A 26,614-nucleotide genomic window follows, 5' to 3' on the forward strand; every position below is an offset into this window, starting at 1 on the left:
TTAACTTATGCCGGCTCTTCAGTCAGGTGTTCATTTTTCATTCTTATTTCTCAGTTTTATGTTTGATACTTTTATAAAACGACCGGTATTATCTCTTGTGATCTCCCTGATCATTGTGCTGCTTGGATTGCTGGCGTTATTTACCTTACCCGTTACACAATTTCCCGACATCGTTCCGCCCTCTGTAACGGTGACAGCAAAATACACAGGGGCTAATGCTGAAGTATGTGCGAAAGCAGTGGCTACACCACTGGAAAGAGCGATCAATGGTGTGCCTGGTATGACCTACATGTCTTCCGTTTCCAGTAATAATGGTATCACCCTCATACAGGTATTCTTCAACGTGGGCACGGATCCTGACCAGGCAGCCGTAAACGTGCAGAACCGTGTGGCTACTATCATCGATGAGTTACCTGAAGAGGTTATTAAAGCGGGTGTAACCACGGAAAAAGAAGTGAACAGTATGCTGCTTTACCTCAACGTTATGAGTGAGGACAGTACGCTCAATGAACAGTTCATTTACAACTTTGCCGATATCAACGTGCTGCAGGAGCTGAAAAGGATTGACGGAGTAGGCTTTGCAGAGATCATGGGTGCGAAGGAATATGCGATGCGCGTATGGCTTAAGCCTGACCGTATGCTGGCGTACAGCTTATCGGCCGATGAGGTGATCAACGGCATCCGTAAACAGAATATTGAGGCAGCACCTGGTAAAACAGGAGAAAGCGCGGATAACGATCCACAGGTACTACAATATGTATTACGCTATACCGGTAAATTCTTTGACCCCGTACAATATGAAAATATTATCCTGAGAGCGAACGCTGACGGTTCTGTGCTGAAACTGAAAGATGTGGCAGACGTGACCTTCGGAGCACTCAGCTACGGCATGGTGTCCAAAACAGATGGTAAACCGTCCGCTTCCATCATGCTGAAACAGCGGCCGGGTTCCAATGCACAGGAAGTAATTGCCAATGTGAAGAAACGTATGGCGGAGCTGCAGGCGACCTCCTTCCCTCCTGGTATGAGCTACAACTTCAACTATGACGTATCCAGGTTCCTGGATGCCTCTATTCATGAAGTATTGAGGACACTGGTAGAAGCCTTCATCCTTGTATTTATCGTGGTATATCTCTTCCTGCAGGATTTCCGCTCCACCCTGATCCCGGCGCTGGCCGTGCCTGTCGCCCTGATTGGGACATTGTGTTTCATGCAGATGCTGGGATTCTCTATTAACCTGTTAACGTTGTTTGCATTGGTACTGGCGATTGGTATAGTCGTCGATAACGCGATCGTCGTCGTGGAAGCGGTGCACGTGAAAATGCAGGAGACCCATCTGCCTGCACTGGAAGCGACAATGGCCGCTATGAGAGAGATCAGTGGTGCACTCGTCGCCATCACGCTGGTAATGTCCGCTGTATTTGTACCGGTAGCATTCCTGTCTGGCCCCGTAGGTGTATTCTACCGTCAGTTCTCTCTCACACTGGCCATAGCGATCGTGATATCGGGTATCAATGCGGTAACACTTACACCTGCGCTGTGTGCGATCATGCTCCGTCATAATCATAGTGAACCGGGTAAAAAGAAGAATATGTTACAGCGTTTCTTCGACAAATTCAACTTCGGATATAATAAAACAGAGCGTGGCTATTCCAGGCTGGTAGGCTATATCGCTGGTCGTAAAATGGTCACGTTCGTCCTGTTGCTTGTATTCTTTGTAGCAACCTGGGGTGCGAGTGCCATACTGCCAGGCGGATTTATTCCTTCGGAAGATCAGGGTATGATCTATGTGAACGTGACCACCCCTGCTGGTGCTACAGTAGCCCGTACGGAAGCTGTACTTGACCAGGTACAACAGGTGGCAGCCCGCTTACCGGAAGGAGAATCGGTGTCCACGCTGGCTGGTTTCAGCCTTGTGAATGATGTGGCGGGAGCATCCTATGGAATGGGTATGATCAACCTCAAGCCATGGGAAGAGCGTAAACGTTCTGTGAAAGAGATCATTGCAGCACTGGAAAAAGATACCAGGAATATCGCAGATGCAAGTATAGAATTCTTCCCACCTCCTACCGTACCTGGTTTTGGTAACTCCAGTGGGTTTGAATTGCGTGTGCTTGACCGTACGGGTAGTGGTGATCTCAGACAAACTTCCGATGTCACGAACAACTTCATCGCCGAACTGAAAAAGCGTCCTGAAATTGGTAGTGCGTTCACCAGCTTTGATCCTGACTTCCCTCAATATATGATCCATGTGGACCAGGCAATGGCGGCTAAGAAAGGCGTCAGCATTGAAAATGCTATGTCTACCCTGCAGACCCTCCTGGGTAGTTTCTATGCTTCCAACTTCATCCGTTTCGGACAGATGTATAAAGTAATGGTACAGGCATCTCCACGCTATCGTACCAAACCGGAAGATGTGATGCATCTGTATGTGAAAAATGATGCCGGCGAGATGGTACCGTTCTCCAACTTCATTAAGATGGAACGAGTTTACGGTCCTGAGCAGCTCACGCGTTACAATATGTACACAGCTGCGATGATCAATGGTGATGCCGCTCCGGGTTACAGTAGTGGCGATGCGATCAAGGCGATTGATGAAGTAGCTGCAAAATCATTACCCCGCGGTTATGCGTTTGAATGGAGTGGTATGACGCGAGAACAGATATTATCCGGCAATCAGGCGGTGTATGTATTTGCACTGTGTCTGTTGTTCGTATACCTGCTCCTTGCTGCGCAATATGAAAGCTTCCTGCTACCACTGCCGGTGATCCTTTCATTACCAGCAGGTATATTCGGGGCATTCATGACGTTGAAACTCGCCGGACTGGAAAACAATATTTATGCGCAGGTAGCGCTGGTCATGCTGATTGGTTTGCTGGGTAAGAACGCCATCCTGATCGTGGAATTTGCGATCCTGCGAACCAAACAGGGACGCTCTGTATTAGAAGCGGCCAAAGAAGGTGCAGTGTCCCGTCTGCGTCCTATCCTGATGACATCATTCGCGTTCATTGCCGGTCTGATACCACTATGTATTGCAGATGGTGCAGGTGCCATGGGTAACCGTTCCATTGGTACAGCAGCAGCCGGTGGTATGCTTATAGGAACCGTGTTCGGTGTACTGATCATTCCGGGTCTCTATGTATTGTTCGCTTCTATTGGCAAGAAAAAATCTGCTAGTCAGTCACCAAAGCATGTAGCCGGCGCGATGACAGTCCTGCTGATAGCGGGTACGCTGACTGCCGGCCTGTCCGGTTGTTACACACCAGCGAAGGTGACCTTCCCGGAGAGCCCGGAGACACCTGCTGCGTTTAACAATCCGGTACTGGATAGTAACAATGTAACCACTAATACCGATAGTGCCGTCACCACGATCGACAGCACTTCCATCGCTGACCTGTCTTACAGGCAGTTCTTTACTGATCCGCTGTTACAACAGCTGCTCGACACGGCACTGCGTAACAATACCGATATGCTTGTGGCCACCCAGCGAATGGAAACAGCACGTGCACAAGTGATGGGTGCCCGGGGTGCATGGCAACCGGAAGTGAATGCGGTGGTAAGTGCCGGTGTTGACCGTTGGGGAGATTATACATTGAACGGTGTGGGTAACTACGATACAAACCTCTCTCCTAACATTGACGATAAACAAAGAATACCAGGACCTACACCTGATTACTTCATCGGTTTGCGTAGCTCGTGGGAAATAGATCTGTGGGGGAAGATGCGCAGCCGCAAGAAAGCCGCCTGGATGCGATTTATGTCCAGTGCACAGGGCCGGCGGCTGGTAACGACACAGCTGGTCTCCCAGATAGCAGGTATGTATTATCAGCTGATGGTGCTGGATTATGAGCAGCAGGTGATACAGCGGAATATAGTCCTGCAGGAGAGGGCCCTGGCGACTGTACAGATACAACAGGAAGCCGGCCGTGCCACCTTGCTGGCCGTACAGCAGTTCAATGCACAGTTGCTCAACACCCAGAGTATGGCACTGTCATTGAAACAGCAAACGCTGGAACTGGAGAATCAGTTGAACGCTCTGCTGGGACGTTTCCCGCAAGTCATTAAAAGGGACTCTTCCCTGCTGACGACTCCATTGCCCCCGTTTGCCAAAACGGGTGTGCCTACCAGTATGCTGGCACGCAGACCGGACATCCAGCAGGCATCCCTGGAACTGGAGGCAGCGAAAGCAGATATAAAGGCAGCCCGAGCGGCCTTCCTTCCCTCCTTTACCCTCACCCCTTATGTGGGCCTCAATTCCTTTAATGCCGGTTTACTGTTCAATGCACCGGCTTCTGTAGCATACGGCTTACTGGGTGGTATTTCGGCTCCGCTGCTGAACAAGCAACAGCTGCGTTCACAATATAACGTCACTACGGCTCAGGGTATGACCGCCTTCTATCAATACAGACAAAGTGTGATCAACGGCTATCAGGAAGTTATTACGGCGTTAGGAAAAATAAAGAACGGGCAGGAAGCCTTCCAGCTTAAAGCGGCAGAAGTGCAGATGCTGAAAGATGGTGTTTCCACAGCTAATGACCTTTACGCTACAGGGTACGCCAATTACCTGGAGGTGATCACTGCCCAAAAAAGTGTGCTTGAGGCAGAACTTGCCCTGGCAGGCAGTAAAAAAGATCTGCTGCTCGGCACTATTACCCTCTACAGGGCCTTAGGAGGGGGAAAGCAGTAAAGATCAGGTTTTTATACAATAAATGCCGCTATGCGGAGGAGTGAAAAAACGAAGTGCAATAATAGCTATTCGTACATTCACACCTCCGCATTTTTCTTTATTAAACCCGGGCGGAACGATTTTTGAGGTATGGATATAGCCAGTTATATTAAATATAGAATGATATTAATTGTAGATGATAAGCCGGAAAATATCCTATCTCTCAGAAAAGTCTTAGAACTACATGATTTTGAAGTTGATACGGCATATTCCGGTGAAGAAGCATTGAAGAAGATCCTTCGCAATAACTATGCGCTCATCATCCTTGATGTGCAGATGCCTAGTATGGACGGTTTTGAAGTGGCAGAAACAATTTCGGGGTACAGCAAAGCGAAGGACGTTCCTATACTATTTTTGTCCGCAGTCAATAAAGACAAAAAATTCATAGCCAAAGGATACGCTTCCGGAGGGCTGGACTACATCACAAAACCTGTCGATCCGGACATTCTGCTGATGAAGGTGAAGACCTTCATCAGGTTATATGAGCAAAACCGGCAGTTGCAGGTGATGCATGCCTCCCTTCAGCAGGAAGTGGAGGTGCGTAAACGTGCCCAGGCAGCCCTGAATGCCAAGGTGCAGGAACAACATTCTATTCTCGAATCATTACCCCAGGTGGCGTTTACGGCGAGGGCTGATGGTGCCGTGGAATATGCCAACCGTTACTGGTTCCATTATTCGCCCTCACTGGGTCAGTTCCCTGTTACCTATAATCAGGAACGGGAAGCAATGTCCGTATGGGAGCAAGCGATTAAAGCAGGTCTTCCACTGGAACAGGAGGTTTATCTCCATCACCGGCTGCATAATCATTACCGCTGTCACCTGCTCAGGGCAATTCCCCTGGAAGAGGACGGACATATTGTCAAATGGGTAGGTACATTCACGGATATTGCCCATCAGAAACAGGCAAACGAAATACTGGAGCAACGGGTGATCGAACGTACCCATGAATTGCAGGAAATGAATGAGGCACTGGAAGCCAGTAACCACGAGCTACAGCAGTTTGCCTCGGTCGCCTCTCATGACCTGAAAGAGCCTTTACGTAAGATCCAGCTGTTCGGCACTATACTTCGTGACCGGCATATTGGTGGTAATCCGGATGCGATGCAGTATATGGAACGTATTGTCAGCTCGTCTGAACGGATGACACGCCTCATCAATGATCTGCTACGATATTCCAGACTATCTGCGGACGTGTCTTTCGAACCGGTAGACATCAATGCTATTATCCGGGAGATATTAGCTGACCTTGAACTATCTGTCAAAGATGCCTGTGCAGAGATCACCACTAATGAATTTCCGCAGCTCGAGGCCATTCCCGGCCAGATCAGACAAGCCTTACAGAATATTATCAGCAATGCGCTGAAATTCAGTCGTCCGGGTGTCGCACCGTGTATCCATATCCATGCAGACCGGGTGAAGTCCAGGGAATTTGATGGCGAGAGTCATCCGGAAGGCAATTACTGCCGCATTACTATTAGTGATAATGGCATAGGGTTCAATGAAATGTACCTGCCCAAGATCTTTACGCTGTTTCAGCGACTACACAGTCATGAGGTATATGAGGGTACGGGTATTGGACTTGCTATTGCGAAAAAGGTAGTAGAAAGACATCAGGGGATTATAGGGGCGAGCAGTAAGGAAAATGAAGGCGCTAAATTTATCATCATATTACCGCTGGAGCAGAAACAGGTAACTAGCGAAATTGTCAACTAAGCCCCTTTACAAAACGGATCATTTCCTGTATTGTTAATACTTTATTTACAGCTGCTGTGTTCATGGCATGTCTGGGCATGAAAGCCACTTCCGCTTCTGCGGGGTCCTGTACCGCTGTAAATCCACCCAGTTCCCGGACAGTCTGCAGTCCTTCTGCTCCATCCACGTTAGCACCTGACAACAGGATACAATATAGCCGTTCTCTGAATACTTCTGCGGCTGACATGAACGTTACATCAATACTGGGACGACTGTAGTGCACCTTTTCAGAGGCGTCCAGCGTCAGCGACCCATCGGGCTCAATTAACAGGTGATAGTCCGCAGGCGCCACGTAAATACGCCCTGCCATCAACACGTCCTTCTCCTCCGCATCCTTTACGGGCAATAGTGTTTTGGCTGACAGCAATTCGGTCAGCAATGTATCATGATCATTTTTACGGTGTAGGACGATGATCATCGCCAGTGGCCATGCCGGGGCAAGTGCAGGCAGCAGCTGCATCAGTACGTCCAGACTGCCAGCAGAGCCTCCGATCACAAGGAGTTTGGGAAGGGGTGTTATGTTGAGATTTTTCTCCAGATCTTTTCTTTATTAGCAAAGGGTTTAAATAATGGGGCGACGGTAGTGAACCTAAGCGTTTCTTTGGCGCCTAATGCCAGGAAACCCAGTTGTTCAAGGCTGTCACTGAACAGGTGCAGGACTTTATCCTGCAGGTCTTTATTGAAATAGATCAGCACATTCCTGCAGATGATCAGCTGAAACTCGTTAAAGGAGTGGTCTGTCACCAGGTTATGTGCGGCAAAGATGACCTTTTCCCGTAATCGCTCTGAGAACTTCGCATATTCATAATTGGCAGCATAATAACCTGAAAATTCCTGTGTACCACCAGCCGCCAGGTAATTCTGCGAATATTGTTGCATGTGCTGCAACGGGAAGATACCTTTACGGGCCTTTTCCAGCACACTCTCATTAATATCAGTCGCATAGATCACAGACTTGTGCAGCAGGTTCAGTTCATCCAGCAGAATAGCCATTGAGTAGACCTCTTCTCCGGTAGAACAACCGGCATGCCATATTCTGATCAGCGGATAGGTAGCCAGTACTGGCAAGACCTGCTTACGGAGCACCTGAAAGAAATGAGGGTCTCTGAACATTTCGGTTACATTGACCGTGATCTGTTCCATGAGATGAATGAGATAGTCGGGATCAGTCTTCACCTTATACCGGAATTCAGCAAAACTGGGGAACCTGTCGGCAGTATATACACGTTGCAACCTGCGTTTCACAGAGGCGAACGAATAGTCAGTGAAGTCATATCCATACTGTTCGAGCAGGTCATTTAACAATACTAAAACATCTTCATCCTTCAAATGGCGCAGGCTATCCATCATTGCGTAGTCATTCTGTTTTGCCGCCGTAAGTTCGCAAAGTTTTCTGGCATTTCAATAATCATATAGGATTGTCATCTCATATTTAATAATAAATTAAGGCGTATAGGCATTGAGTACACGACACTTAAATCCAACTTTAATAGTACGTCGTACATAGGATATAAGCACTATCTTCGAAGACCGTATTGTCATAGTGAATCTTTAGAGTTTTATTCCGTACCGTATTAACGCCAACTTATGCCAATTAACTTTACAAAAGGCTGTATTGTCGCGGCCTTAATCCTGACAGGGGTCTCTGTCAGTGCCTTCCGTACAACAGAAGATAAAGGAAAAATGCGCCTGCGCGGCATTACGACAGCCACAGACAGGACTGTTATTTCCTACAATGAAGATAAAAGTGTGGCTGAACTGCTCACAACCTATAAGACAGACGAAGGCAGTTATACTACGACACGCATTCCTGTTTATAAGAACGGGCGGCTGATAAGGACATATATAACTGATGATGAAGCGTCGCACGCGCCTACCCTTTTTGCTGCATATGAGTATTCGCCAAAGGGAAACATCAGGAGGATCGTATACTATCTGAGTGGAGAAGTACACGGATATGATTCACTTGCATACAATAACGAAGGCAGGATCAGCGCCCGTTATTCCTTTGGAGATAGTCCGGATGGAATAGCATTTGAGAATAACAGTTGCCAGTACTATACATGGGACAATAGAGGCAATATCCTAACCATCGAGAACATGGGACGAGTAAACAGAAAACTACCTTTTACACTGAGTTCAACAACTTCCTATTCATACGATAATCATCCCAACGCCCAGCAGAGTATCCCTTCACTGGCTTACCTGGTAGACATCGCAGCAGTAAATCTTTCCGCGAATAACATCATCACAGAAACGATCACACCGGCTACCGGAGGCAATAGTATCATCAACCATTATGCCTATGCGTATAATGAAGCAGCGTATCCTACACAGATCACCACAAGATATGCAGCAGGCGATGAAACGGTTGTAACGGACCTGGAATGGACATGGTAACCATCAACAGCAATAAAGGAACACCCGGCGGGCGATAGCCTGCCGGGTGCTCTCATTTTCAAATCCTTGTATAAACGGCCTGTAACTACTGTGGATACAGGATCTGCGTTGCCAGAATATCACCCGCGGTGAATCCATTCCATGGCAATACAAAAGAGTTCATTACAGAGTTGGCATCAACACTAGGCGTACCAGTGATAAACACACCTGAATTCTGGTTAGTGTGCAGGAAGCCAATGGTGTGGCCCAGTTCGTGTGTGATGGCGAACAGTTTCTGACTAGCGGCCAGGCTGTTGTAATTGCTGTTGATTTCAACACTTACACCCGGACGTCTGGTAGATGTAGGCAGGTAAGCACGGGCGATCCAGTTGGCAGATTCAAAGCCCATGAAAACCCTGGTGTCAGAGTTGGCCTGTGAGGTCACGATTGACATCCCTAATCTGGTACCATTAACAGCATTCCAGTTGTTGACAGCACCCTGAATAGCCGTTCTCCATGCAGTAGGTACTGCAGGATCGATGTACAGTCTGACGTTGGAATTGTAGGTATTGCTGATAGTGTAGGTACCTCTCCAGTGTTCTGTGTTGGGAGTACCATCAGCTTTGATTTCATCAGCGGCACGTTTTGCCAGTTCGGATTTTGTGATGAGTAAATCACCATCGATAACGTAAGTGTCTCCTTTGAGCTGGATGTTCTCTTTCTTGAAACCTAATCTTTCAAGGTAACCTATCAGGTTGTCGGCTTCAGGCTGAACTTCCGTAGCTGCCTTCTCTTTGCTACAGGCAAACAGGAACATAGACAATGCGATTAACAGAAAAGAAAATTGACGCACATAGATTGACTGGGTTTTCTTTCTCATACTAAAGTGGTTTTTATTTGAGGGTAAAAAAAGAGCTCACTGACAGATAGATTGAATTTACAATAAAAAAAGTATGAAAAAACAAATTATTACTATCACTGCTAAACGTAAACTAATAAGAACGCATCTGCTAAAAACAAGACAGGGCAAGCCTTTCAGACTTGCCCTGCTGCATATATATTGCACTAATACAGGTCCTTAATTAGCACCCTGTTGCTCTTTTATAAATGCATTTATTTTTTTCCCGCTACCGGCTACCCATACAATATCGCCTTCCAGCAGGTGCATTCCTGACTCAGGATTGAGTATCCTTCTCCCCTGTCTTTCCACGCCCAGTACGATTCCACGGGTGCGTTCACGTATACCGAGTTCACGTATAGTCTTGTTGGATAAACGTGATTTTCTGCCAATAAGGAATTGCCTCAAAGCGATCGGATCCGTATCCTGCGGCTGCGAGTCAGCATCTACAGACAATGGCTCGAGAAAACTGTTGAATTTTTCCAGTTGTTCATCGGTACCAATTCCCGTGATAACATCACCAGGAAACAGTCTTTCATATTTATCCGGTGCATAGATCTTCTGTCCGCTTCTGTTGATTAACGCAATGTTCACTCCGAAGTTTTCGCGTAAAGCTAATTCGAGTAAAGTTTTGCCTGCCACTGGCGACAGGGGATGAATCTCTGCGACGGCCAGGTGAGCATCCCAGGGAGCCAGTACATACTTATTGATATTACCCACTTTCGCTTCACGTGCATTGAAATTGGAAAAGAACCGTTCTTCGATCGTATTGTAGAATGTCTGTACCTTATGTCTTAGCACGAATACCAGTGCTATAATACCGGCTGTTACCAGTAATGCGATGGAATACGAGAAGAACCTGTCCATAAAGAAGCCGATCAGGAAGACGGCCAGCACGATTCTGGACAAACGCACCAGTAATAACGGTCCGCGGTACTTCTTCTGTTCCCATATACTGGCAGATGCCTTGCTGCTGATATTACGGAATGCCAGCGCCCACAGGAAAGGCATCAGCAGTGCAAGTGTAATAATGGCGCTGACCACACGGCCCCAGTTATATCCGTTGATCTTAATGTTCACCAGTGGCACCAGATAGTAATATGACAATAAGGTGATAGCGAGTATCACGACCGCATAGATGGTCATATTGACAAAATAATTACGCAGCAATTGTTTCCAGTCGCTTACTACAGAGATGGTTTGTGCCGCTGCACTATAACGGTTCAGAGAGGTCTTCCAGCGATGTGGTAACAAAGCGGCGATCTTCTCATAAAAGGGGGCAGACAGGCGTATCATGTAAGGCGTGGTGAATGTTGTCACAGCCGATACCGCAACTGCTACCGGATAGAGGAAGTCGCTCGTTACTTTTAAGGATAATCCCAGCTGCGCAATGATAAAAGAAAACTCCCCTATCTGGGCCAGACTCATACCGGCCTGCACAGAAGTCTTTAACGGCTGCCCGGAAAGCAATGCACCTATACAGGTACTGATGGTTTTGCCAGCTAAAGTCACCAATGTAATGATGGCCACCGGAACCGCATATTTCACCAGCATAGCAGGATCGATCAACATGCCTACTGAGATGAAGAAAACGGCACCAAAGAGCTCTTTTACCGGTTTAATGAGGTGTTCGATCTTTTCTGCCTGTGTAGTCTCCGCCAAAATGGAACCCATGATAAAAGCACCGAGTGCGGGAGAGAATCCGGCCTGTGTAGCCAGTACCACCATCAGCAGACAAAGACCTATGGCAGTGACCAGCAGGGTTTCTTCATTCATCAGCTTTTTGGTCTTACGAAGCAGTGTGGGAATGAAGAAGATACCTGTTACAAACCAGGCAATCAGAAAGAAGACAAGTTTGATGACAGAGTTGAGCATTTCTCCGCCGGCAAACTGCTGACTGACAGCGAGTGTAGACAATAATACGAGCAGTACGATCGCTACCAGGTCTTCCACGACCAGTATACCGAATACCAATCCGGCAAATTGCTGGCCTTTAATACCCAGTTCTTCAAAAGCGCGTATGATGATAGTTGTTGAAGAAATAGAGAGGATGCCTCCGAGGAAGATGCTGTCCATACTGGACCATCCCATTAGTTGTCCGACGAAGTACCCCAGCGACAACATAAACACCACTTCTACAATGGCGGTAATGGAAGAGGAGCCTCCGACCTTGATCAGTTTTTTAAAACTAAATTCCAGTCCGAGACTAAAAAGGAGAAATATTACACCGATCTCTGACCAAATCTTGATGTTTTCTTCATCAGATACGGTCGGTACCAGGGATACATGTTGTCCTACCAGGAGTCCGGCCACAATATATCCAAGCACTAGCGGCTGCTTCAGTTTTTTGAAGATCAGTGTAGTGATAGCAGCCGCAATTAAGATCAAAGCCAGGTCGGCAATCAAAGGTGGTAGATGTATCATTTCGCTATGTCCGGTTTAGTGAGTTGCGTATAGTTGAATAACGCCAAAGCCCCTGCAGATGTTAAAAACAGGCAGGCGGAATGGCAAAAGATCAGATCCGTCAATTACTTCACCAGAAAATATGCTTGGGGTAGATCAGCGACCGGATGATCGCGTGAACGTCGGACAACAGGCGGGCTGCCTGCACTTTACAGGTAAATATCATCAGCCGTGAAAGGAACAATTCCTTCCCGGTCCCTGTGCCTTCACGGGTATCTGTTTTAACGGAAACGATAAATGAGTGCCGGGTAGCAGTACATACTACATCAGGCAGTTGGGAGTTCCTGTTATGTTGCAGATGATGGTCACACGACAGTACTTTCAGATATGGCTTCAGATATGGGTGGGCAGACGCTTCTTCAATACCGTCTTTACGGCATTCTGTCATTGCTGCGTTGACGCTTAGTCCGCAGCAGAACAGTATGATGGAAAGACACAGATAGAAGAGATTCCGCATGCGGACAAAGATATTGTTTTATCCTTATCCCCGTACTTTATCAAGCAGATCGCTGAGTACAGCAGCTTCATCTTCTGTAATCCTGTCTGCCAGGTCCTCATAAAAGGTATCCATCAGTACATCCAGGTCGGACAGCAACTTGAGGCCCTGGGGTGTGATGCTGATATCCATTTTACGCCTGTTGTGCGGACATAGGCGGCGCTGTACATATTCCAGTTTTTCCAGCTTATCCAGCAGACGAGTCACATCACTGGCTTTATCGAGCATGACATCTTTGATGTCACCGGCTGATACAGGCTCCGGATGGCGTCCTTTGATGATCCGCAGGGCGTTATAGTGCTGCGGTAACAGTCCGTGTTCTTTCAGGTTCGCTCCAAGGGCGTCACGCAGCCAGTTACCCGTATACAACAGGTTCACTACGATCTTGTGATAATCGTCCTTGAACTTGCGTTGATTAATAGCTTGCTCAATCTTCATAACCCAAAGATAATAAATATGCGTGTTGCAACATATTTGCTTTAATGTATTCTTTTAACAGTCTGTGAATATTTTAAATAAGCGGATTACTATATTTGTATGCCACCATTAACAAAGGACAGGTCTACGACAGGGTCAGGTGCATCTTCCGCGTTCAAACAAGTTTTATTTCCAGCTTCTCACCAGGTGACGTTCCCAAAAGAATTACTTGTTCAAACAAGTTTTTTTTGGACGCTTTGCAATACTGGCAAGAGAAAGGAAAGATCAAACGATTACAAAGATGTTAATTTTTGGTTAACGGAAGGTATTTTCTAACGTTAACCAGATAAAATATACCCTTTACCAAAATACGGTTGGAGGCTGGCTTGTCTCCAGTATCTTTGGTTCAGGTTTTTCATAGGATATGGTTAAAAAATTTAGGGCGGTATTCTTACCGCCCTTTTCCTTTTCCAGACGTTTCACACACTCCTTTCTTTTTATACATTATATTTAGTCCGCCTAAAACGTTACTATCAGGATGACATATGCACTTATTACAGGGGCCAGTAAAGGTATTGGTCTGTCGATGGCTCACAATCTTGCTTCGAGGAAATACAATCTGTTGCTGATCGCACGTTCGGAGCAGGAACTGGCTGCTGCTGCCGCAACACTCAGCGCTCAATACCAGGTAAAGGTAGCCTGGCTGGCGATAGACCTTTCCCGCCCGGATAGCTCACTCCAGGTAGCGGAGTGGTGCAAGGCAGAACAGTATCCCATTTCTATCCTGATCAATAATGCCGGCTATGCCGTATGGGGTAATTTTGAGGACCGTTCACTGGAAGACCATCAGCAAATGATACGGGTCAATGCGGAAACACCAGTAGCACTGTGTCACCACCTGTTACCGATACTCCGCCAGCAGCCACAGTCCTACATTCTGAACGTATCCAGTACTGCCGCCTATCAGGCGGTATCGACACTCACGCTCTATGCAGCATCCAAATCATTCATGCTGTTGTTCTCCCGGGGTTTAAGGCAGGAACTGAAAGACACCAATGTAGCTGTTTGCTGTCTTTGTCCCGGTCCTGTAAAAACAAACTTCATTGACCGTGCGGGCATGCAGGCCATTAAAGAAACAGCTGACAAATACGGTATGACACCCGACGAGGTAGCAGCGGCGGCTATCAAAGGCATGTTCAGGAAAAAAGCAGAGATGATACCGGGTTTTACGAACGTACTGACAGCATTTCTGACCCGGATAGTACCCAAAGGCCTGGTAGAGAATATTGCCGCGAACCTTTACAAACAGTAACTATTACTTATAATAGGTGACTGACTACTATCATTCCTTTCCCAAAAATATAAAGACGAACCTTACTAAAAGATTCGTCTTACCGTATAAAAAAAGTAATAACTCATGGATTATTTGAGAATGACCCCTGCCAGCCGCTGATAGAGCAAGGTAGGACTATTTTCATTTTTCGGCTCATATTTACCGGCAATGATAGGCACATATATTACCCGCCTGCGGCTCTGCTCTCCCACTACACCAGACTTCGCCACGCGATGCCATAAACGGCCATCATGTACAGTAAGATCGCCGGCATTAGGAGTAATGGCCAGTTCATGTTTATCCGGCTTGTGGCCTATAAAATACCTCTTTCTGAACAGCATACTGAATAAGCCCTGACGATGGGTCCCCGGAATGATCCGCAGACCACCATTCTCCGGGCGCAGGGTACTGAGGTGTATCCCCACGTTCAGCATCGGGTTCAGTTTTCCGCTCAGGAATATATCCCGCAGGCCATCCGTATGCCACCCCATCTGTGTAAATGTACTTTCAGGGCCGTTCACGTAGTGATTCAGTACCATCCCGTCTTTTTCATTTTCACCGATACGGGCGCCGGGGCCTATGAGCTGCAGCAATGACAGCAGCCGATTGTCCTTCAACAGATCTGAAAGGACAGTAGTATGTTGGTTAATGAAAGCAAAGCGTTGGACGATTGGCTGACCATTCAGGTCTTTCCCATATTTAACGGGAACACCATTTACCTTCTCTACATTGCCGGAAATCCACTTTTGCTGCACTTCTTCAGATGCAGCAACGATTTGCTGTACTTCGTCCGGGGTCAGGAAGTTAGAGAAATGGATATAGCCATTTTCATCAAAAAATGCCTGTTGTTCTTCAGTAAGTGTGTTGCCGAGTGTGAAGGTTGGATAAGAGAGAGACATAGATGTGTAGGTTTAATAATTTAAGTAAGCTGTAGTAATTTAATATAACCCGTATTCACCGGATTAAAAAGTAGAAAGTGAGACGACGCTGCCAGTGTGGTGTAAGGACAGCAAAGAGATAGTCAGCAACAACAATAAGGACACCTTTTGCTTATTGGAAAGCAGGAAGTATGTAATTGATATGTATCTGATCTAAGAGGCATTTATTAGTCCACTAAATTTGTGGAATAAAGATAAGGGGTATTTCTTTCACCAGCAAAAAAACAATCTGTCCTTTTTTTTGCAGCGCTATAATATATAGATAAGGTATTACCTCGCACGAAGGCGATTATCTTTTAAGGCTTCCGCTGTTGCTTCTCTTCGAAGCGCTTCCTGTTTTGCATGATCTTTCCCATATGTTCCTGGCCCCAGTTTGTTAGCTGCTGTATATGCGGCACAAGACTTCTACCCAGGTCAGACAGTTCATATTCGACCCTGGGAGGTATCTCCGGATAAAATTGTCTTATAATTAAACCATCCGATTCCAGTGAACGCAGCGTAACTGTCAGCATCTTCTGTGAGATGTCTCCTATCGTATGTGCAATCTCACTGAAACGCATCTTACCCTCGTGGGACAAGAGTTCTATAATAAGGATGGACCACTTGTCGCCGAACCTGTCCAGCACCTGTCTGATCGGACAGCTCTCACCTATCCAGATTTTTCCCGGTGTTTTTTTACTCATAAGCACTTGATTTTCACGATTGTTACTAAAAGGTAAGTAAGTTGCTGTAGCGAAACGTTCTTGTTTAGCATGTGTCTGCCACCTACCTTTGGCTTTCTAAAAGAAAGTAACTCTCTACTGAAAGTAGTATTATCATGAATATCTAAGGTAGTGAGAAATGATAAATAACATAAATCATTAAACTAGTTTAAGATTTTCTCAACAATATATGTTGAAACATCTATTCTCAGAAAAAAGACATAATTTTAAATTCTAAAACAAGAGCAAACATGAAAAAAATCACCATCATCGCCTCCTTACTGGCACTTTCTGCAACAACTTTCGCACAAACATGGTCCGTAGATAAAGCACACGCAAGACTGGGTTATAGCATCAAACACATGACATTGTCTGACAGTGAAGGTAACTTCAAAGCTTACGATGCCAAGATCACTGCTACCAAACCTGATTTCTCTGACGCTAAATTCGACATCAGCATCGATGTAGCGAGCCTGAACACAGAGAACGACATGCGTGACAAACACCTGAAAAGTGCAGATTTCTTTGATGTAGAAAAATACCCTACCATTACTTTCAAAAGCACTTCCTTTAAGAAAGTGAACGGTAATCAGTACAAGCTGGTTGGTGATCTGACTTTCCATGGTGTAACCAAACAGGTTATGCTGAATGCAGTATACAATGGTACTCAGGAAAACCCACAAAGCAAAAAGCTCGTTGCTGGTTTTACCATCACTGGTGCCTTCAAACGTAAAGACTTCGGTTTCGCTACAGAAGCTCCTGCTACTATGCTGGGTGAAGACGTAAACCTGAGAGCTAGCGGCGAATTCGTAAAAGAATAATTTAACTTACGGCAATGAAAAGATTAGTAATATTTTCATCAACACTGCTGCTCACAGCAGCAGTGTTTGCCTTCGCCGTTCTGGCACAGGCATGGAACATCAACGGCAAATACAATATTGCCTTCTCTACCAACGAAGCAAGTGGTATCTTTAAAACCTTTAAAGGAACAATTGCTTTCGACGAACAGAATCTCGCTGCATCCAACTTCGGCGTATCTGTTGACGTAGCTTCCATCAATACCGGTAACGCCCTGATGAACAAACATGCGAAAGGCGACGAGTGGTTCGATGCGGCTAAATATCCGGAGATTAAATATACCTCCAAAAAGATCGTAAAAGCAGGTGCAGGCTACCAGGTGACCGGTGATCTTGAGATCCGTGGAGTTAAGAAGGAATTTACCATTCCTTTTACCTTCAAACGCACTGGCAATAATGCTACTTTCAACGGTACTTTCAAAGTGAACCGTAATGACTTCCATATTGGCAAACCAGGTGGCGACGTTTCTGACATGGTAACCGTTACTATCGCAGTTCCTGTTGTAAAGGCCTAATCCTTAATTAAGAGATATGCTTAAAAAAATATTGCTGCTCGTATTACTTGCTGTATTGGTAGGTGTACTTTCCGGAGTAGCTGCTATCGTTTATCAGAAAGTGTATATTGAAACAGTAGGAGAAGGATTTGTGAATATTGCCAGCGTGGCCAGCATCTTCAAATACACTTTAGCAGGCGCGTTCGTAGCTGCCATTGGCTACCTGTTACTCAGCCTGGTGCTGAAAGGTAAAACAGATATGGTGTTCAACCTGCTGTTTGTAGTCCTGACATTCGCCAGCATCCTCGGACCGATCGGCGCTAAACTGCCACTGGAACAGGAAATGCCTGAGTTATTCCCCGGACTGGCCGTGCCTATGCACTTCTTTCCGGCCCTCGGATGGTTTGCTTTAAAGCCATTGTTCGGTAAATCAATTTAAAAGCTATTTACAGTAACTATATGTAAAACGGCAGCCAGGTATTCCTGACTGCCGTTTTGTGTTATTTAAAGCTGCTAACATTCATTGCGCAGCATATCATGCGCTATTTAAACAAATGCACTGAATCCGGTGATCGCTCTTCCGACGATCAGTGAGTTGATCTCTTTGGTCCCTTCGTAGGAATAGATCGCTTCCGCGTCTGCTACAAACCGTGCTACATTGTATTCCAGCAGGATACCATTTCCTCCCATCACCTCTCTCGCACGGCTTACAATATCACGGGTCCGCAGGGAACAGAATACCTTTGCGATAGATGCATGCTCATCGTCCAGCGTCCCCTGGTCCTGTAGTTCAGATAAACGATATACCATTGTCTGCATAGCGGTCAGGTTTGACAGCATTTCCACCAAATGGTTCTGTATCAGCTGGAACGAGCCGATCGGCCTGCCGAACTGTTTTCTCTTTTGCGTATACGCCAGCGCATTCTCATAAGCTCCTCTTGCACATCCCACGGCCAGCCAGGCGACACCTGCACGGGTCATACGCAGCACTTTAGCCGTGTCTTTAAATGAAAGGGCATGTTCCAGCCTGTCTTTCTCTTCCACCACACAGTCCTTCAGGGTGATAATGCCGTTCTGCACAATACGCAGCGCCATTTTATCATGCATTTTCTCTACACTGAAGCCGGGCGTATCTTTCCTCAGCAAAAAGCCTTTGACTTCATTATCATCGACGTCTCTTGCCCAGATCACCAGGACATCAGCGAAGGTGGCGTTACCTATCCATTTTTTCTGTCCGTTCAATATCCAGGTGTCACCATTCCGTTTAGCGGTGGTAGTCAGTCCGCCGGCAGCCCCCGATCCGACTTCCGGCTCGGTCAGTCCGAAAGCGCCGATCTTTTCCAGCCGCTGCATACCCGGCAACCATTCCTGTTTTTGGGCCTCTGATCCCAGCAGATAGATGGAACCCATTGCCAACCCGCTCTGCACACCGAAGAAAGTGGCCATGGAACAGTCCACACGGGCTATTTCCATCGTCACGATCCCCTCCATCAGGAAGGATTTGCTACTACCTCCATAACCGTCGTAGGTAGCGCCGCAAATATTGAGCGCTGCCAGCCTGGGTAACAGTTCAAAAGGGAATTCGGCCTTCAGCCAATGTTCATTGACGATGGGCTGGACCTCCTGTTCCATAAACTCACGCACCTTCAGCTGCAGGGCACGGTCCTCCGGACTTAGCATACCGCTCAGGTCATAAAAGTCGCCGTCAACAGGCGGTAACTCTTTTTTCTTCGCGCTGCCGTTACTCTGGAGCATGCGCATCAGACCAGCCAGCTGCTGATCATTCATTTTTCCTACAGTGGCCATTACTTTCGGCAGATCTATCTTCTCTGATAAACGCCCCAGTTGCTCGAAATCAATGTTCTTCACTAAATGGAAGGCCTGCCTGATGGTGGATAATTTAACTGCCATGGGATTCAGTATTAGTTCCTTAATTTAGCCAAATATGCCAAATGTTTACTCCACCTGGAACAATATTTTCGCAGGATCAGAAGATATGCGGATGTGGGACATCTCCTCTTCCACCTTTTCTTCTACTTTCTTACGGGCGAATAAGTTGTAAGGAAAGCGCAACCAGATTTTGAACTTGATGGCGGGTTCTTCATTTTCCAGGCGATAACCGAACCGTATTTGCCTCACCTTACTTTTACCCAGTGCGTTTGTGAGATAACGGACCACTTCATCCGGATTCTCTAAAGTTGTGAACTCTTGCATGTTTGATGGCTTAGGTTTACTCTTTAAAAGGCATTTCAATAAAAAATATTCACTCTAAAGGTCATTTCACGGAACTTCCGGGGACAAGGACGGTAGACTCAACAATGATTTTATAAATCTAAACAGGTATCTTTAGGGCGAACACGTATCCTACTATGTTAAGCTGATGAGACTATACCTGTTCTCCCCCATCGAAAAAATATACCGGGAGGAGTTTAATGAACATACTAAACTGCAGAATATTAAAGTTACTGCATTTATTGCACTCATTGTTGCTATTATAACTATAGCTGTCAGAGTGGCGTCCTGGATCATCCCCTATGAGACGATGCTTCCTGCGGAACAATTTGCTGAATACGTATTTACGAATAACTGCATGATCATTGTATCTGTGTTTTTTGCCGCACTCCTGTTTCTTATCAGGAAAAATCCCGATCCAAAGCATCAAAATCGATACCATTTTATCAGCATATTCTATACACTTTTATTTACAGGCAGTTGCATGGCGCTGACTTTTATTGCGCAGCACAATCCGAAGAACACAATGACAATGCTGTTGCTTGGACTACTCACTGTGGGGGTGCTGCTAATATTCCCAATCCGTAATCTCTTACTTGTTGCCGGGGCAAATATTGTCACGTTTATGTTGTTCTTTGATGTGTTCCAGGTATCTGCGGACACGCGTGCGCTCAATTATGTAGCTTTCTGGATGATCATGGCCTGCTTCGTTTTTGTGTCACGTCTCATATATTCATACCATGCTAATTACTTCATCAAGATAAAAACTATTGAGGACAAAAACCGGGAGATTGAAAAGACCAATCAGCTCAAAAACGAGATCCTCGCCATAGTAGCACATGATCTGCGTAATCCTATTTCAGGTATCCGTTCTGTTACCCATCTGATGGAGGAATATCCCTACACGCCCGAACAGGAGAACAAATATATTTACTGGATCAAGGATGCCTGTGAAACTGCGGACCAGATCATTGAGGAACTGCTACTGGCAGCTAAGAAAAGAGAGACTGACCATCTGCAAACAGATTGTATCTGTATGAATGAATGGCTGCGGGATGTGCGGGATAACTGGCTACAGCAATCAGGCTTCAACAGAAGTATCACCCTCGAACTGCCAACACAGGAATTGCGGGCAAATATCCATACGGGCAAAATGCAAAGGGTGGTGGACAATCTGCTTCACAATGCCGCTAAATTCACGCCTGCTGAAGGCAGCATCACGCTGGGAATGAGAAGGCACAGAGGCGGGGTCCGTATATCCATAGAAGATACGGGTATAGGAATACCGGAAGCACTGCTTCCTAACCTTTTTGACCAGTTCACCAGTTCCAGTCGTGAAGGACTCAACCAGGAGCCTTCAAATGGACTGGGCCTGCATATATGCAGGCAGCTGGTGACGGAACACGGCGGGAATATCCATGTAAGATCACAGGAAAATAAGGGAACAGTGTTTAATATAGACCTGCCGTTTACGTTGTTATAGTCACATCGCCTCCTTGTTATTGTATGCTTCCATCAGCGCTTTTAACCGCTGCTTCCCCCCTTTTATATTATTGTCATATGCACCGAGATCAGGTAGGTCGGGCGGCCACTCGCAGCGGGTTGCCTTTTCGCCTATAATGAGCATAAAAGGGCGGCTTGTATCCCGGACATTCAGCCAGGATACAGACAGATCAGTGATGATATTCGTGACATATCCGTTCATCCGCACAGTATTATTGGGTGACGAGATGAAGTCCGGATTATAGTATTTACCCTTACCGGGCAAAATGCGGAAGTAGTCAAATCCCCGGGGCAATGTTCCCAGGTGCATGTTACCTATCCATGTAGTCTGATAACCCTTTTGCTGCAAAATACCGGGGAAGGTCAGCAGTGTATTGTCGAATCATTTTTCATTTAGTGGATAACCGTTCTTATGGCCGTACTTACCTGTCAATAACGTAGCTCTGCTGGGACCACAAATGGAATTTGTGACCATGGTTGAATAACACCCTTTCCCGGGCAATCCTGTCGATTCGGCGTTTGCACATGCCTGTTACCATAAGCGCTGATGGCCTGGTAGGTATGGTCATCCGAAAGAATGAAGATAATGTTTGGTCGTTTCGACTGTGCACTCAGTTTAGATAGTGCGAGGAGTACAAATAGTGCGACAACTACAGATCTGATACTGGCATTTCTCCACATGGGCCTAATGATCGCAACTACATGGTATCATAGCCCCTTATAAAATCAGAGATACGACGTAGCCCCTCTCCCACGGTCTTCCACATGTACGACCTGGAGTATACGTGTGGCAATTGCATTTACTAACTGAGGATCCGCGGCATAGTCTGCGTTAGGCTGTAAGTACCCACCGGTCTGTACCAGATAATCAATGGAATGATCTTCATCCAGAACGGCCTTGTAGTGCTCAATGCCCATTGATTCATGCGGCTGGACAACAACAATGTAGTTGTTTCCCTTCAGATCGAAATCTAATGTAAAATCTTTCATACGGCATTTTGTTTAGGAAGAACAGTTGTACGTTATCTAAATATAACAAAATTAAGGCCATGTGGTTGCAAAAAGATTTCATTCAGGCTAGTCTTCCCTGGCACCTTTTTCGCCTGAAAACCAGTGCTCTTTCTGCTTAAAAAGTACATTAAAGGTGGTCAGTGATCCGTAGACCCTGGTAATATACTGCTGTACATTTATTTTGTCTTCGTCGCTCAGCAGTTTATGACTGTTTATCTGCTGCTCGAGCACCCGAAGGCGGTCGCGTACCATTACTATTTTATGAAAAAACGCTTCAATAGGTATCTCTTTGGGCTTCAATGAAGGATCTTTCGGCTGCAGGATCATTGTACCACCCTCCCATCTGTCTCCCAGCGGAACTACTTCCGAGACATCACTCCAGAGGCGTAATATCTTTAATAACGATGTTTCAACAGCAGATACCGTTTCAACTTCGGTACTTCTGTTTTCCATGTATAATATTTCAAACAGCGGATCAGTTTTATCTACTTCGATAATTCCCTGATCCATAAATGTGACAACGTACTGTGCGTATTTAACGTCAATGATGACACCGGGGCCATAACGTGCATGCTGAACTCTCGATCCTTTGCCAGCGGTTAATTCTTCCATTCACAATAAGATTTGCCAGACAATATAAGAATAATTGGGAATTAGGAATTAAGATTTAGGGATTATTGCTCCAAACTCCTGACTCAACATAATATTTTATCCGATTTAAAATACCATCTGTAATGTCAACCGCGATGTATATCATTTTTCAGACTACCCGTTCCTAATTCCCCGTTCCTAATTCTTAACTAAGTTCAACGATTGCCTTGATCACTCCGTTTGCCGGATTTAACCAACCCTCAAATTCAGTTTTCACCTCTTCAAATTTCACCCGGTGGGTGATATAAGTAGTAGGATCTACCTGTCCGTTTTTCATGCACCTGATCACATGTTCAAAATCCTCACGGGTAGCGTTACGGCTACTCATCAGGGTACCTTCTCTTTTGTGAAACTCCGGATGGCTTACTATCAGTTCGCCCTTCTGTAAACCCACCAGCACATATCTCGCGCCATGCGACATATAGTTAAAGCCATTATTGATCGCCTGCTGACTGCCGGTTGCGTCAATCACCACAGTTGGCATATCATTACCGGTGATCTCCCGCAGCCTTTCCATAACATCTTCCTGTCTGGCATTAATTGTATAAGGTACATTTAATTTATCCTTACAGAAATTAAGGCGGGCTTCATTGATGTCCAATGCTATCACCTGCGCGCCGGCGATACGCGCAAACTCCATAATACCCAGTCCGATAGGACCCGCGCCGAGTACCAGTACAAATTCGCCCGGCGTCACTCCTGCCCGGCGTACCCCATGTGCACCAATGGCAAGTGGCTCTACCAACGCCAGGGCATCCATACTGAGGCCGTCACCATGTACCAGTGCCGCAGAAGGCACCAGCAGGTATTCTGACATTCCCCCGTTGATATGTACACCACACACTTTGATCTGGGTGCAACAGTTGGGTTTTCCGGTGCGACACGCTATACAGGTACCACAATTAAAGTAAGGAATAAATGTTACCGCTTCTCCCACTTCAAATCCGGGAGCAGTGTCAAATGAAACCAGCTCTCCGGCCAGTTCATGGCCCAGTATACGGGGATAGGAGAAATAGGGTTGTGTCCCTTCAAAAGCATGCAGGTCAGTACCACAGATGCCGATCCTTTTGATCCGGATGATGGCGTGATTATCTGTGAGCACAGGCATATCCGCTTCACCGTATTCAAATTGCCCGGGAGTGGTACACGTGAGTATTTTCATAAGTGCGTTATCTTGTAAGCGACTAAAATAGTAAAAAAAAAGCCGCCTGGTACAATACCCAGACGGCCATATTTGCAAAAACCAATCGTCTTTATCCCTCTTTTGGCAGATTAAGGCTTGCGGAGTCGCTGTTTCCGCTCTTTTTCCGGTCTTTTTGCTTTTTTTCAGCTTCTTTCTCTCTTTTCTCAGCTTCTTTCTTTGCTGCTTTCTCTTTTTTCTTATAATAACCCCGAAGGAGGAAATTATGTTTTAAAGCTTCCATATTTTCGCCAAAACCATCCGAACCTTTACGTATGGACCTGACCGTTTTCTTTGCCTCGGTCATTGTTCCCTCCAGACTGGTAGCCAGGCTATCACTATACAACAGGCGGCCTATACTACCCTTGCCCTGGTTGATCTGTGTGGCAATACCCGCCAGCTGCTCTGTAATGACTTCAGCATTGGCAGCCACTCCGGAGACACGACTCAGCACCTCGTCGTAATTCAGTGGATCCACCGCATGTACGGTATCTCCGTCTTCCACAGGTGCCGCATTCTCACGTCCGGAACTGATAGTGATCAGCTTATCACCCATCAACCCATCAGAACTGATACCTGCTATTGCGCCTTTCTTTATAAAAGGCTGGACTTTCTCCTTAATACGTAATGCCACCCGGGCGGTGGTATCGGACAGGATATCAATACTCTCTACTGTCCCCACATCTATACCTACGAAGCGAACATTATTTCCGGCCTGTAAACCGCCAACATTTTTGAAAGTACCATAGATCAGGAACGTGCTGCCAAACATATTCTTATTTCTGCCGATGACAAAAATACCGATTAACAGCAGGGCAAAAGCTACAGTTGCAAAAATGCCGACCTTGATCTTTTGTTTTGATTTCGGCTGCATACTAATTTATTTAAAAAAGTTATTAATGAGTTCATCCGGCGACTTTGCCAGCTCGTCAAAGGTGCCAGTCGCTATATATTCACCGTCATTCATCACAACAATACGGTCGGCCACAATACGCGCACAGGCCATATCGTGTGTGATGATAATGGAAGAGGTTTCATACTTCTCCTGCAATTTGATGATCAGCTCACTGATCTCTCTGGACGTTATTGGGTCCAGTCCTGTGGTAGGCTCATCGTATAACATAATTTCCGGACGCATGATCAGTGTACGGGCCAGCCCTACTCTTTTGCGCATACCGCCCGATAGGTCAGAGGGCAGTTTATCGATCGCCTCTTCCAGTCCTACACTTTCCAATACATCCTTAATCCGCTTTTCAATCTCTGCCTCATCCTTCATTTTCAGTACACGTGTCAGCGGAAATGCCAGGTTCTCCCGTACCGTCATTGAGTCGTACAATGCGCCACTCTGAAAGAGAAAACCAATCTTCATACGAATGTCTCTCAGCTCATCGACGGACATTTCCCTGATGTCCTTTCCCAGTACCTCCAGTTTGCCCTCATCGGGTTCCAGCAAACCGGCGATACACTGTATCGTCACTGACTTACCCTGTCCGGAGCGCCCGAGTACAACTATGTTCTCACCCTTATGCAGTTCAAGGTTGATGTCTTTCAATACTTTATTATCTCCGAAAGACTTTTGCAGGTGTTCAATACGGATCACTACTTCGTCAGCCGTTTCCCCAGTGATTGTCTTTTCCTGTACCAATGTATCGTCCATACGTCGTTGCTTGAGGGTTAATAATAGATTAGGTTTGTTATCTGAACAGCTACCGCATCAATCAGAATGATCCAGAGCGAGGCGCTCACTACGGCGGAGTTAGCCGCTCGGCCCACACTTTCTGTTCCGCGTGAAGAATGATATCCCTTATAGCATCCCACAAAACCGATCGCATAACCGAAGAAAAAAGTCTTAACAACCGAAGGCACTACGTCGCTGAACTCAAGTGCATTGAAAGACTTCCTGAAAAAGAGGGTGGCACTTACGTTATCCTGAATATTGACGCCTACCCAGCCCCCGACCATCGCCAGTGCGTCGGCCATAATAGTAAGCAGGGGTACCATGATCGTACAGGCAAGGATACGTGTTACGACCAGATACTGTACAGGATTAGCTGCTGATACCTCCATTGCATCTATCTGCTCTGTGACCTTCATAGAACCCAGCTCAGCACCGATACTCGAAGCCACTTTACCCGCGCAGATCAGTGCGATGATCACAGGTCCTATCTCACGGATGATAGAAATGGATATCATACCAGGCACATAACTCTCTGCACCAAAATCTTTCAATGTAGGCTGTGTCTGCAATGTCATTACAAAGCCGATGATAAATCCGGTAATACCAACCAGGCCAGCGGAGAGGTAACCAACTATAAAACATTGACGGACAAACTCGCCCCATTCAAATCCTCCGCGGAAAATGTTTCTGGCAAACCGGCCGGTAAAGATGACCTGGTCGCCTACCATTTCCATATACCTGTTAAAAGAAGATGTAATCGCACTAGCCATAGTTATAAGCATTGGGTCATTTACAGTGGAATGCGGGTGAACCGCTTATATTAACAGATGGAATTTCATGCCATCCCGTAAATAGTGTTTTTCAGGCGGAAACAGCAATAGAAAACTACTGAACTGGGTAATATT

The 26,614-nt window shown here is 46.2% G+C and carries 25 protein-coding genes; 8 read left to right on the top strand and 17 right to left on the bottom strand.

Annotation, left to right across the window (positions count from 1 at the left end; genetic code table 11):
* Positions 1-58: 58 nt before the first annotated feature.
* Together GWR21_RS06835 and GWR21_RS06840 are read left to right on the top strand one after the other, a co-directional pair.
* A complete protein-coding gene (locus tag GWR21_RS06835; protein ID WP_162331001.1) occupies positions 59-4,687 on the top strand; it encodes an efflux RND transporter permease subunit in 4,629 nt (1,542 codons plus the stop codon).
* A 159-nt stretch (positions 4,688-4,846) separates the two neighbouring features.
* Positions 4,847-6,439: a hybrid sensor histidine kinase/response regulator gene (locus tag GWR21_RS06840; RefSeq protein WP_162331002.1), complete on the top strand. Its 1,593-nt coding sequence runs from the start codon at positions 4,847-4,849 to the stop codon at positions 6,437-6,439.
* On the opposite strand, the gene GWR21_RS06845 is transcribed toward GWR21_RS06840, so the two are convergent.
* Together GWR21_RS06845 and GWR21_RS06850 are read right to left on the bottom strand one after the other, a co-directional pair.
* Positions 6,432-6,974, bottom strand: coding sequence for a chemotaxis protein CheB (locus GWR21_RS06845; RefSeq protein WP_238430232.1), 543 nt, complete (start codon positions 6,972-6,974; stop codon positions 6,432-6,434). The genes GWR21_RS06840 and GWR21_RS06845 overlap by 8 nt on opposite strands.
* 20 nt (positions 6,975-6,994) lie before the next feature.
* Positions 6,995-7,828: a CheR family methyltransferase gene (locus tag GWR21_RS06850; RefSeq protein WP_162331003.1), complete on the bottom strand. Its 834-nt coding sequence runs from the start codon at positions 7,826-7,828 to the stop codon at positions 6,995-6,997.
* 237 nt (positions 7,829-8,065) lie between these two features.
* Here GWR21_RS06850 and GWR21_RS06855 point away from each other — a divergent pair, with 237 nt between their 5' ends.
* Positions 8,066-8,878 carry a hypothetical protein gene (locus GWR21_RS06855; RefSeq protein ID WP_162331004.1) on the top strand — a complete coding sequence of 271 codons (813 nt, stop codon included), beginning with the start codon at positions 8,066-8,068 and terminating at the stop codon, positions 8,876-8,878.
* Positions 8,879-8,963: 85 nt separating this feature from the next.
* Here GWR21_RS06855 and GWR21_RS06860 read toward each other — a convergent pair whose 3' ends face one another.
* The 4 genes from GWR21_RS06860 to GWR21_RS06875 form a co-directional block, all read right to left on the bottom strand.
* Positions 8,964-9,737 carry a M57 family metalloprotease gene (locus GWR21_RS06860; RefSeq protein WP_162331005.1) on the bottom strand — a complete coding sequence of 258 codons (774 nt, stop codon included), beginning with the start codon at positions 9,735-9,737 and terminating at the stop codon, positions 8,964-8,966.
* Positions 9,738-9,935: 198 nt separating this feature from the next.
* Entirely contained in the window at positions 9,936-12,179 is a 2,244-nt protein-coding gene (locus tag GWR21_RS06865) for a cation:proton antiporter (protein ID WP_162331006.1), read from the bottom strand.
* A 109-nt stretch (positions 12,180-12,288) separates the two neighbouring features.
* Positions 12,289-12,675 (bottom strand): hypothetical protein, encoded by a 387-nt coding sequence (locus tag GWR21_RS06870; protein WP_162331007.1) that lies wholly within the window; start codon positions 12,673-12,675, stop codon positions 12,289-12,291.
* A 24-nt stretch (positions 12,676-12,699) separates the two neighbouring features.
* Positions 12,700-13,152, bottom strand: coding sequence for a MarR family winged helix-turn-helix transcriptional regulator (locus GWR21_RS06875; RefSeq protein WP_162331008.1), 453 nt, complete (start codon positions 13,150-13,152; stop codon positions 12,700-12,702).
* A gap of 517 nt (positions 13,153-13,669) precedes the next feature.
* Between GWR21_RS06875 and GWR21_RS06880 the strand changes: the two genes are divergently transcribed.
* A complete protein-coding gene (locus GWR21_RS06880; protein ID WP_162331009.1) occupies positions 13,670-14,443 on the top strand; it encodes an SDR family NAD(P)-dependent oxidoreductase in 774 nt (257 codons plus the stop codon).
* 110 nt (positions 14,444-14,553) lie between these two features.
* Here the strand turns inward: GWR21_RS06880 and GWR21_RS06885 are convergent, their stop codons facing one another.
* Together GWR21_RS06885 and GWR21_RS06890 are read right to left on the bottom strand one after the other, a co-directional pair.
* On the bottom strand, positions 14,554-15,363 hold the full coding sequence (locus tag GWR21_RS06885; RefSeq protein ID WP_162331010.1) for a phytanoyl-CoA dioxygenase family protein: 810 nt from the start codon (positions 15,361-15,363) through the stop codon (positions 14,554-14,556).
* 335 nt (positions 15,364-15,698) lie between these two features.
* On the bottom strand, positions 15,699-16,085 hold the full coding sequence (locus GWR21_RS06890) for a winged helix-turn-helix transcriptional regulator (protein ID WP_162331011.1): 387 nt from the start codon (positions 16,083-16,085) through the stop codon (positions 15,699-15,701).
* A 269-nt stretch (positions 16,086-16,354) separates the two neighbouring features.
* Between GWR21_RS06890 and GWR21_RS06895 the strand changes: the two genes are divergently transcribed.
* Genes GWR21_RS06895 through GWR21_RS06905 form a run of 3 tightly spaced genes read left to right on the top strand, consistent with a single transcriptional unit; the run spans position 16,355 to position 17,893 of the window.
* Positions 16,355-16,924 carry a YceI family protein gene (locus GWR21_RS06895; protein WP_162331012.1) on the top strand — a complete coding sequence of 190 codons (570 nt, stop codon included), beginning with the start codon at positions 16,355-16,357 and terminating at the stop codon, positions 16,922-16,924.
* 14 nt (positions 16,925-16,938) lie between these two features.
* Positions 16,939-17,475 (top strand): YceI family protein, encoded by a 537-nt coding sequence (locus tag GWR21_RS06900; RefSeq protein ID WP_162331013.1) that lies wholly within the window; start codon positions 16,939-16,941, stop codon positions 17,473-17,475.
* 16 nt (positions 17,476-17,491) lie between these two features.
* Positions 17,492-17,893: a hypothetical protein gene (locus GWR21_RS06905; protein ID WP_162331014.1), complete on the top strand. Its 402-nt coding sequence runs from the start codon at positions 17,492-17,494 to the stop codon at positions 17,891-17,893.
* A 107-nt stretch (positions 17,894-18,000) separates the two neighbouring features.
* Here the strand turns inward: GWR21_RS06905 and GWR21_RS06910 are convergent, their stop codons facing one another.
* Together GWR21_RS06910 and GWR21_RS06915 are read right to left on the bottom strand one after the other, a co-directional pair.
* Positions 18,001-19,365 carry an acyl-CoA dehydrogenase family protein gene (locus tag GWR21_RS06910; RefSeq protein WP_162331015.1) on the bottom strand — a complete coding sequence of 455 codons (1,365 nt, stop codon included), beginning with the start codon at positions 19,363-19,365 and terminating at the stop codon, positions 18,001-18,003.
* Between the two features lie 45 nt (positions 19,366-19,410).
* A complete protein-coding gene (locus GWR21_RS06915; RefSeq protein WP_162331016.1) occupies positions 19,411-19,668 on the bottom strand; it encodes a hypothetical protein in 258 nt (85 codons plus the stop codon).
* A gap of 166 nt (positions 19,669-19,834) precedes the next feature.
* On the opposite strand from GWR21_RS06915, the gene GWR21_RS06920 reads away from it, so the two are divergent.
* Entirely contained in the window at positions 19,835-21,169 is a 1,335-nt protein-coding gene (locus GWR21_RS06920) for a sensor histidine kinase (RefSeq protein ID WP_162331017.1), read from the top strand.
* Here the strand turns inward: GWR21_RS06920 and GWR21_RS31470 are convergent, their stop codons facing one another.
* From GWR21_RS31470 to GWR21_RS06955, 7 genes are all read right to left on the bottom strand, one after another.
* Positions 21,170-21,538: an alkaline phosphatase family protein gene (locus tag GWR21_RS31470; RefSeq protein WP_238430235.1), complete on the bottom strand. Its 369-nt coding sequence runs from the start codon at positions 21,536-21,538 to the stop codon at positions 21,170-21,172.
* A gap of 377 nt (positions 21,539-21,915) precedes the next feature.
* A complete protein-coding gene (locus GWR21_RS06930) occupies positions 21,916-22,179 on the bottom strand; it encodes a hypothetical protein (RefSeq protein WP_162331018.1) in 264 nt (87 codons plus the stop codon).
* Between the two features lie 87 nt (positions 22,180-22,266).
* Positions 22,267-22,812, bottom strand: a complete 546-nt coding sequence (locus GWR21_RS06935; RefSeq protein ID WP_162331019.1) for a hypothetical protein — start codon at positions 22,810-22,812, stop codon at positions 22,267-22,269.
* 184 nt (positions 22,813-22,996) lie between these two features.
* Complete coding sequence (locus GWR21_RS06940) at positions 22,997-24,013, bottom strand: zinc-binding alcohol dehydrogenase family protein (protein ID WP_162331020.1); 1,017 nt, start codon at positions 24,011-24,013, stop codon at positions 22,997-22,999.
* A gap of 91 nt (positions 24,014-24,104) precedes the next feature.
* Positions 24,105-24,905 carry an MlaD family protein gene (locus tag GWR21_RS06945; RefSeq protein ID WP_162331021.1) on the bottom strand — a complete coding sequence of 267 codons (801 nt, stop codon included), beginning with the start codon at positions 24,903-24,905 and terminating at the stop codon, positions 24,105-24,107.
* Positions 24,906-24,911: 6 nt separating this feature from the next.
* Positions 24,912-25,688: an ABC transporter ATP-binding protein gene (locus GWR21_RS06950; RefSeq protein ID WP_162331022.1), complete on the bottom strand. Its 777-nt coding sequence runs from the start codon at positions 25,686-25,688 to the stop codon at positions 24,912-24,914.
* Between the two features lie 17 nt (positions 25,689-25,705).
* Complete coding sequence (locus GWR21_RS06955; RefSeq protein ID WP_162331023.1) at positions 25,706-26,479, bottom strand: MlaE family ABC transporter permease; 774 nt, start codon at positions 26,477-26,479, stop codon at positions 25,706-25,708.
* Positions 26,480-26,614 lie beyond the last annotated feature (135 nt).

The organism is Chitinophaga agri, from assembly GCF_010093065.1.
In the GTDB taxonomy this organism is placed as follows: Bacteria; Bacteroidota; Bacteroidia; order Chitinophagales; family Chitinophagaceae; genus Chitinophaga; species Chitinophaga agri.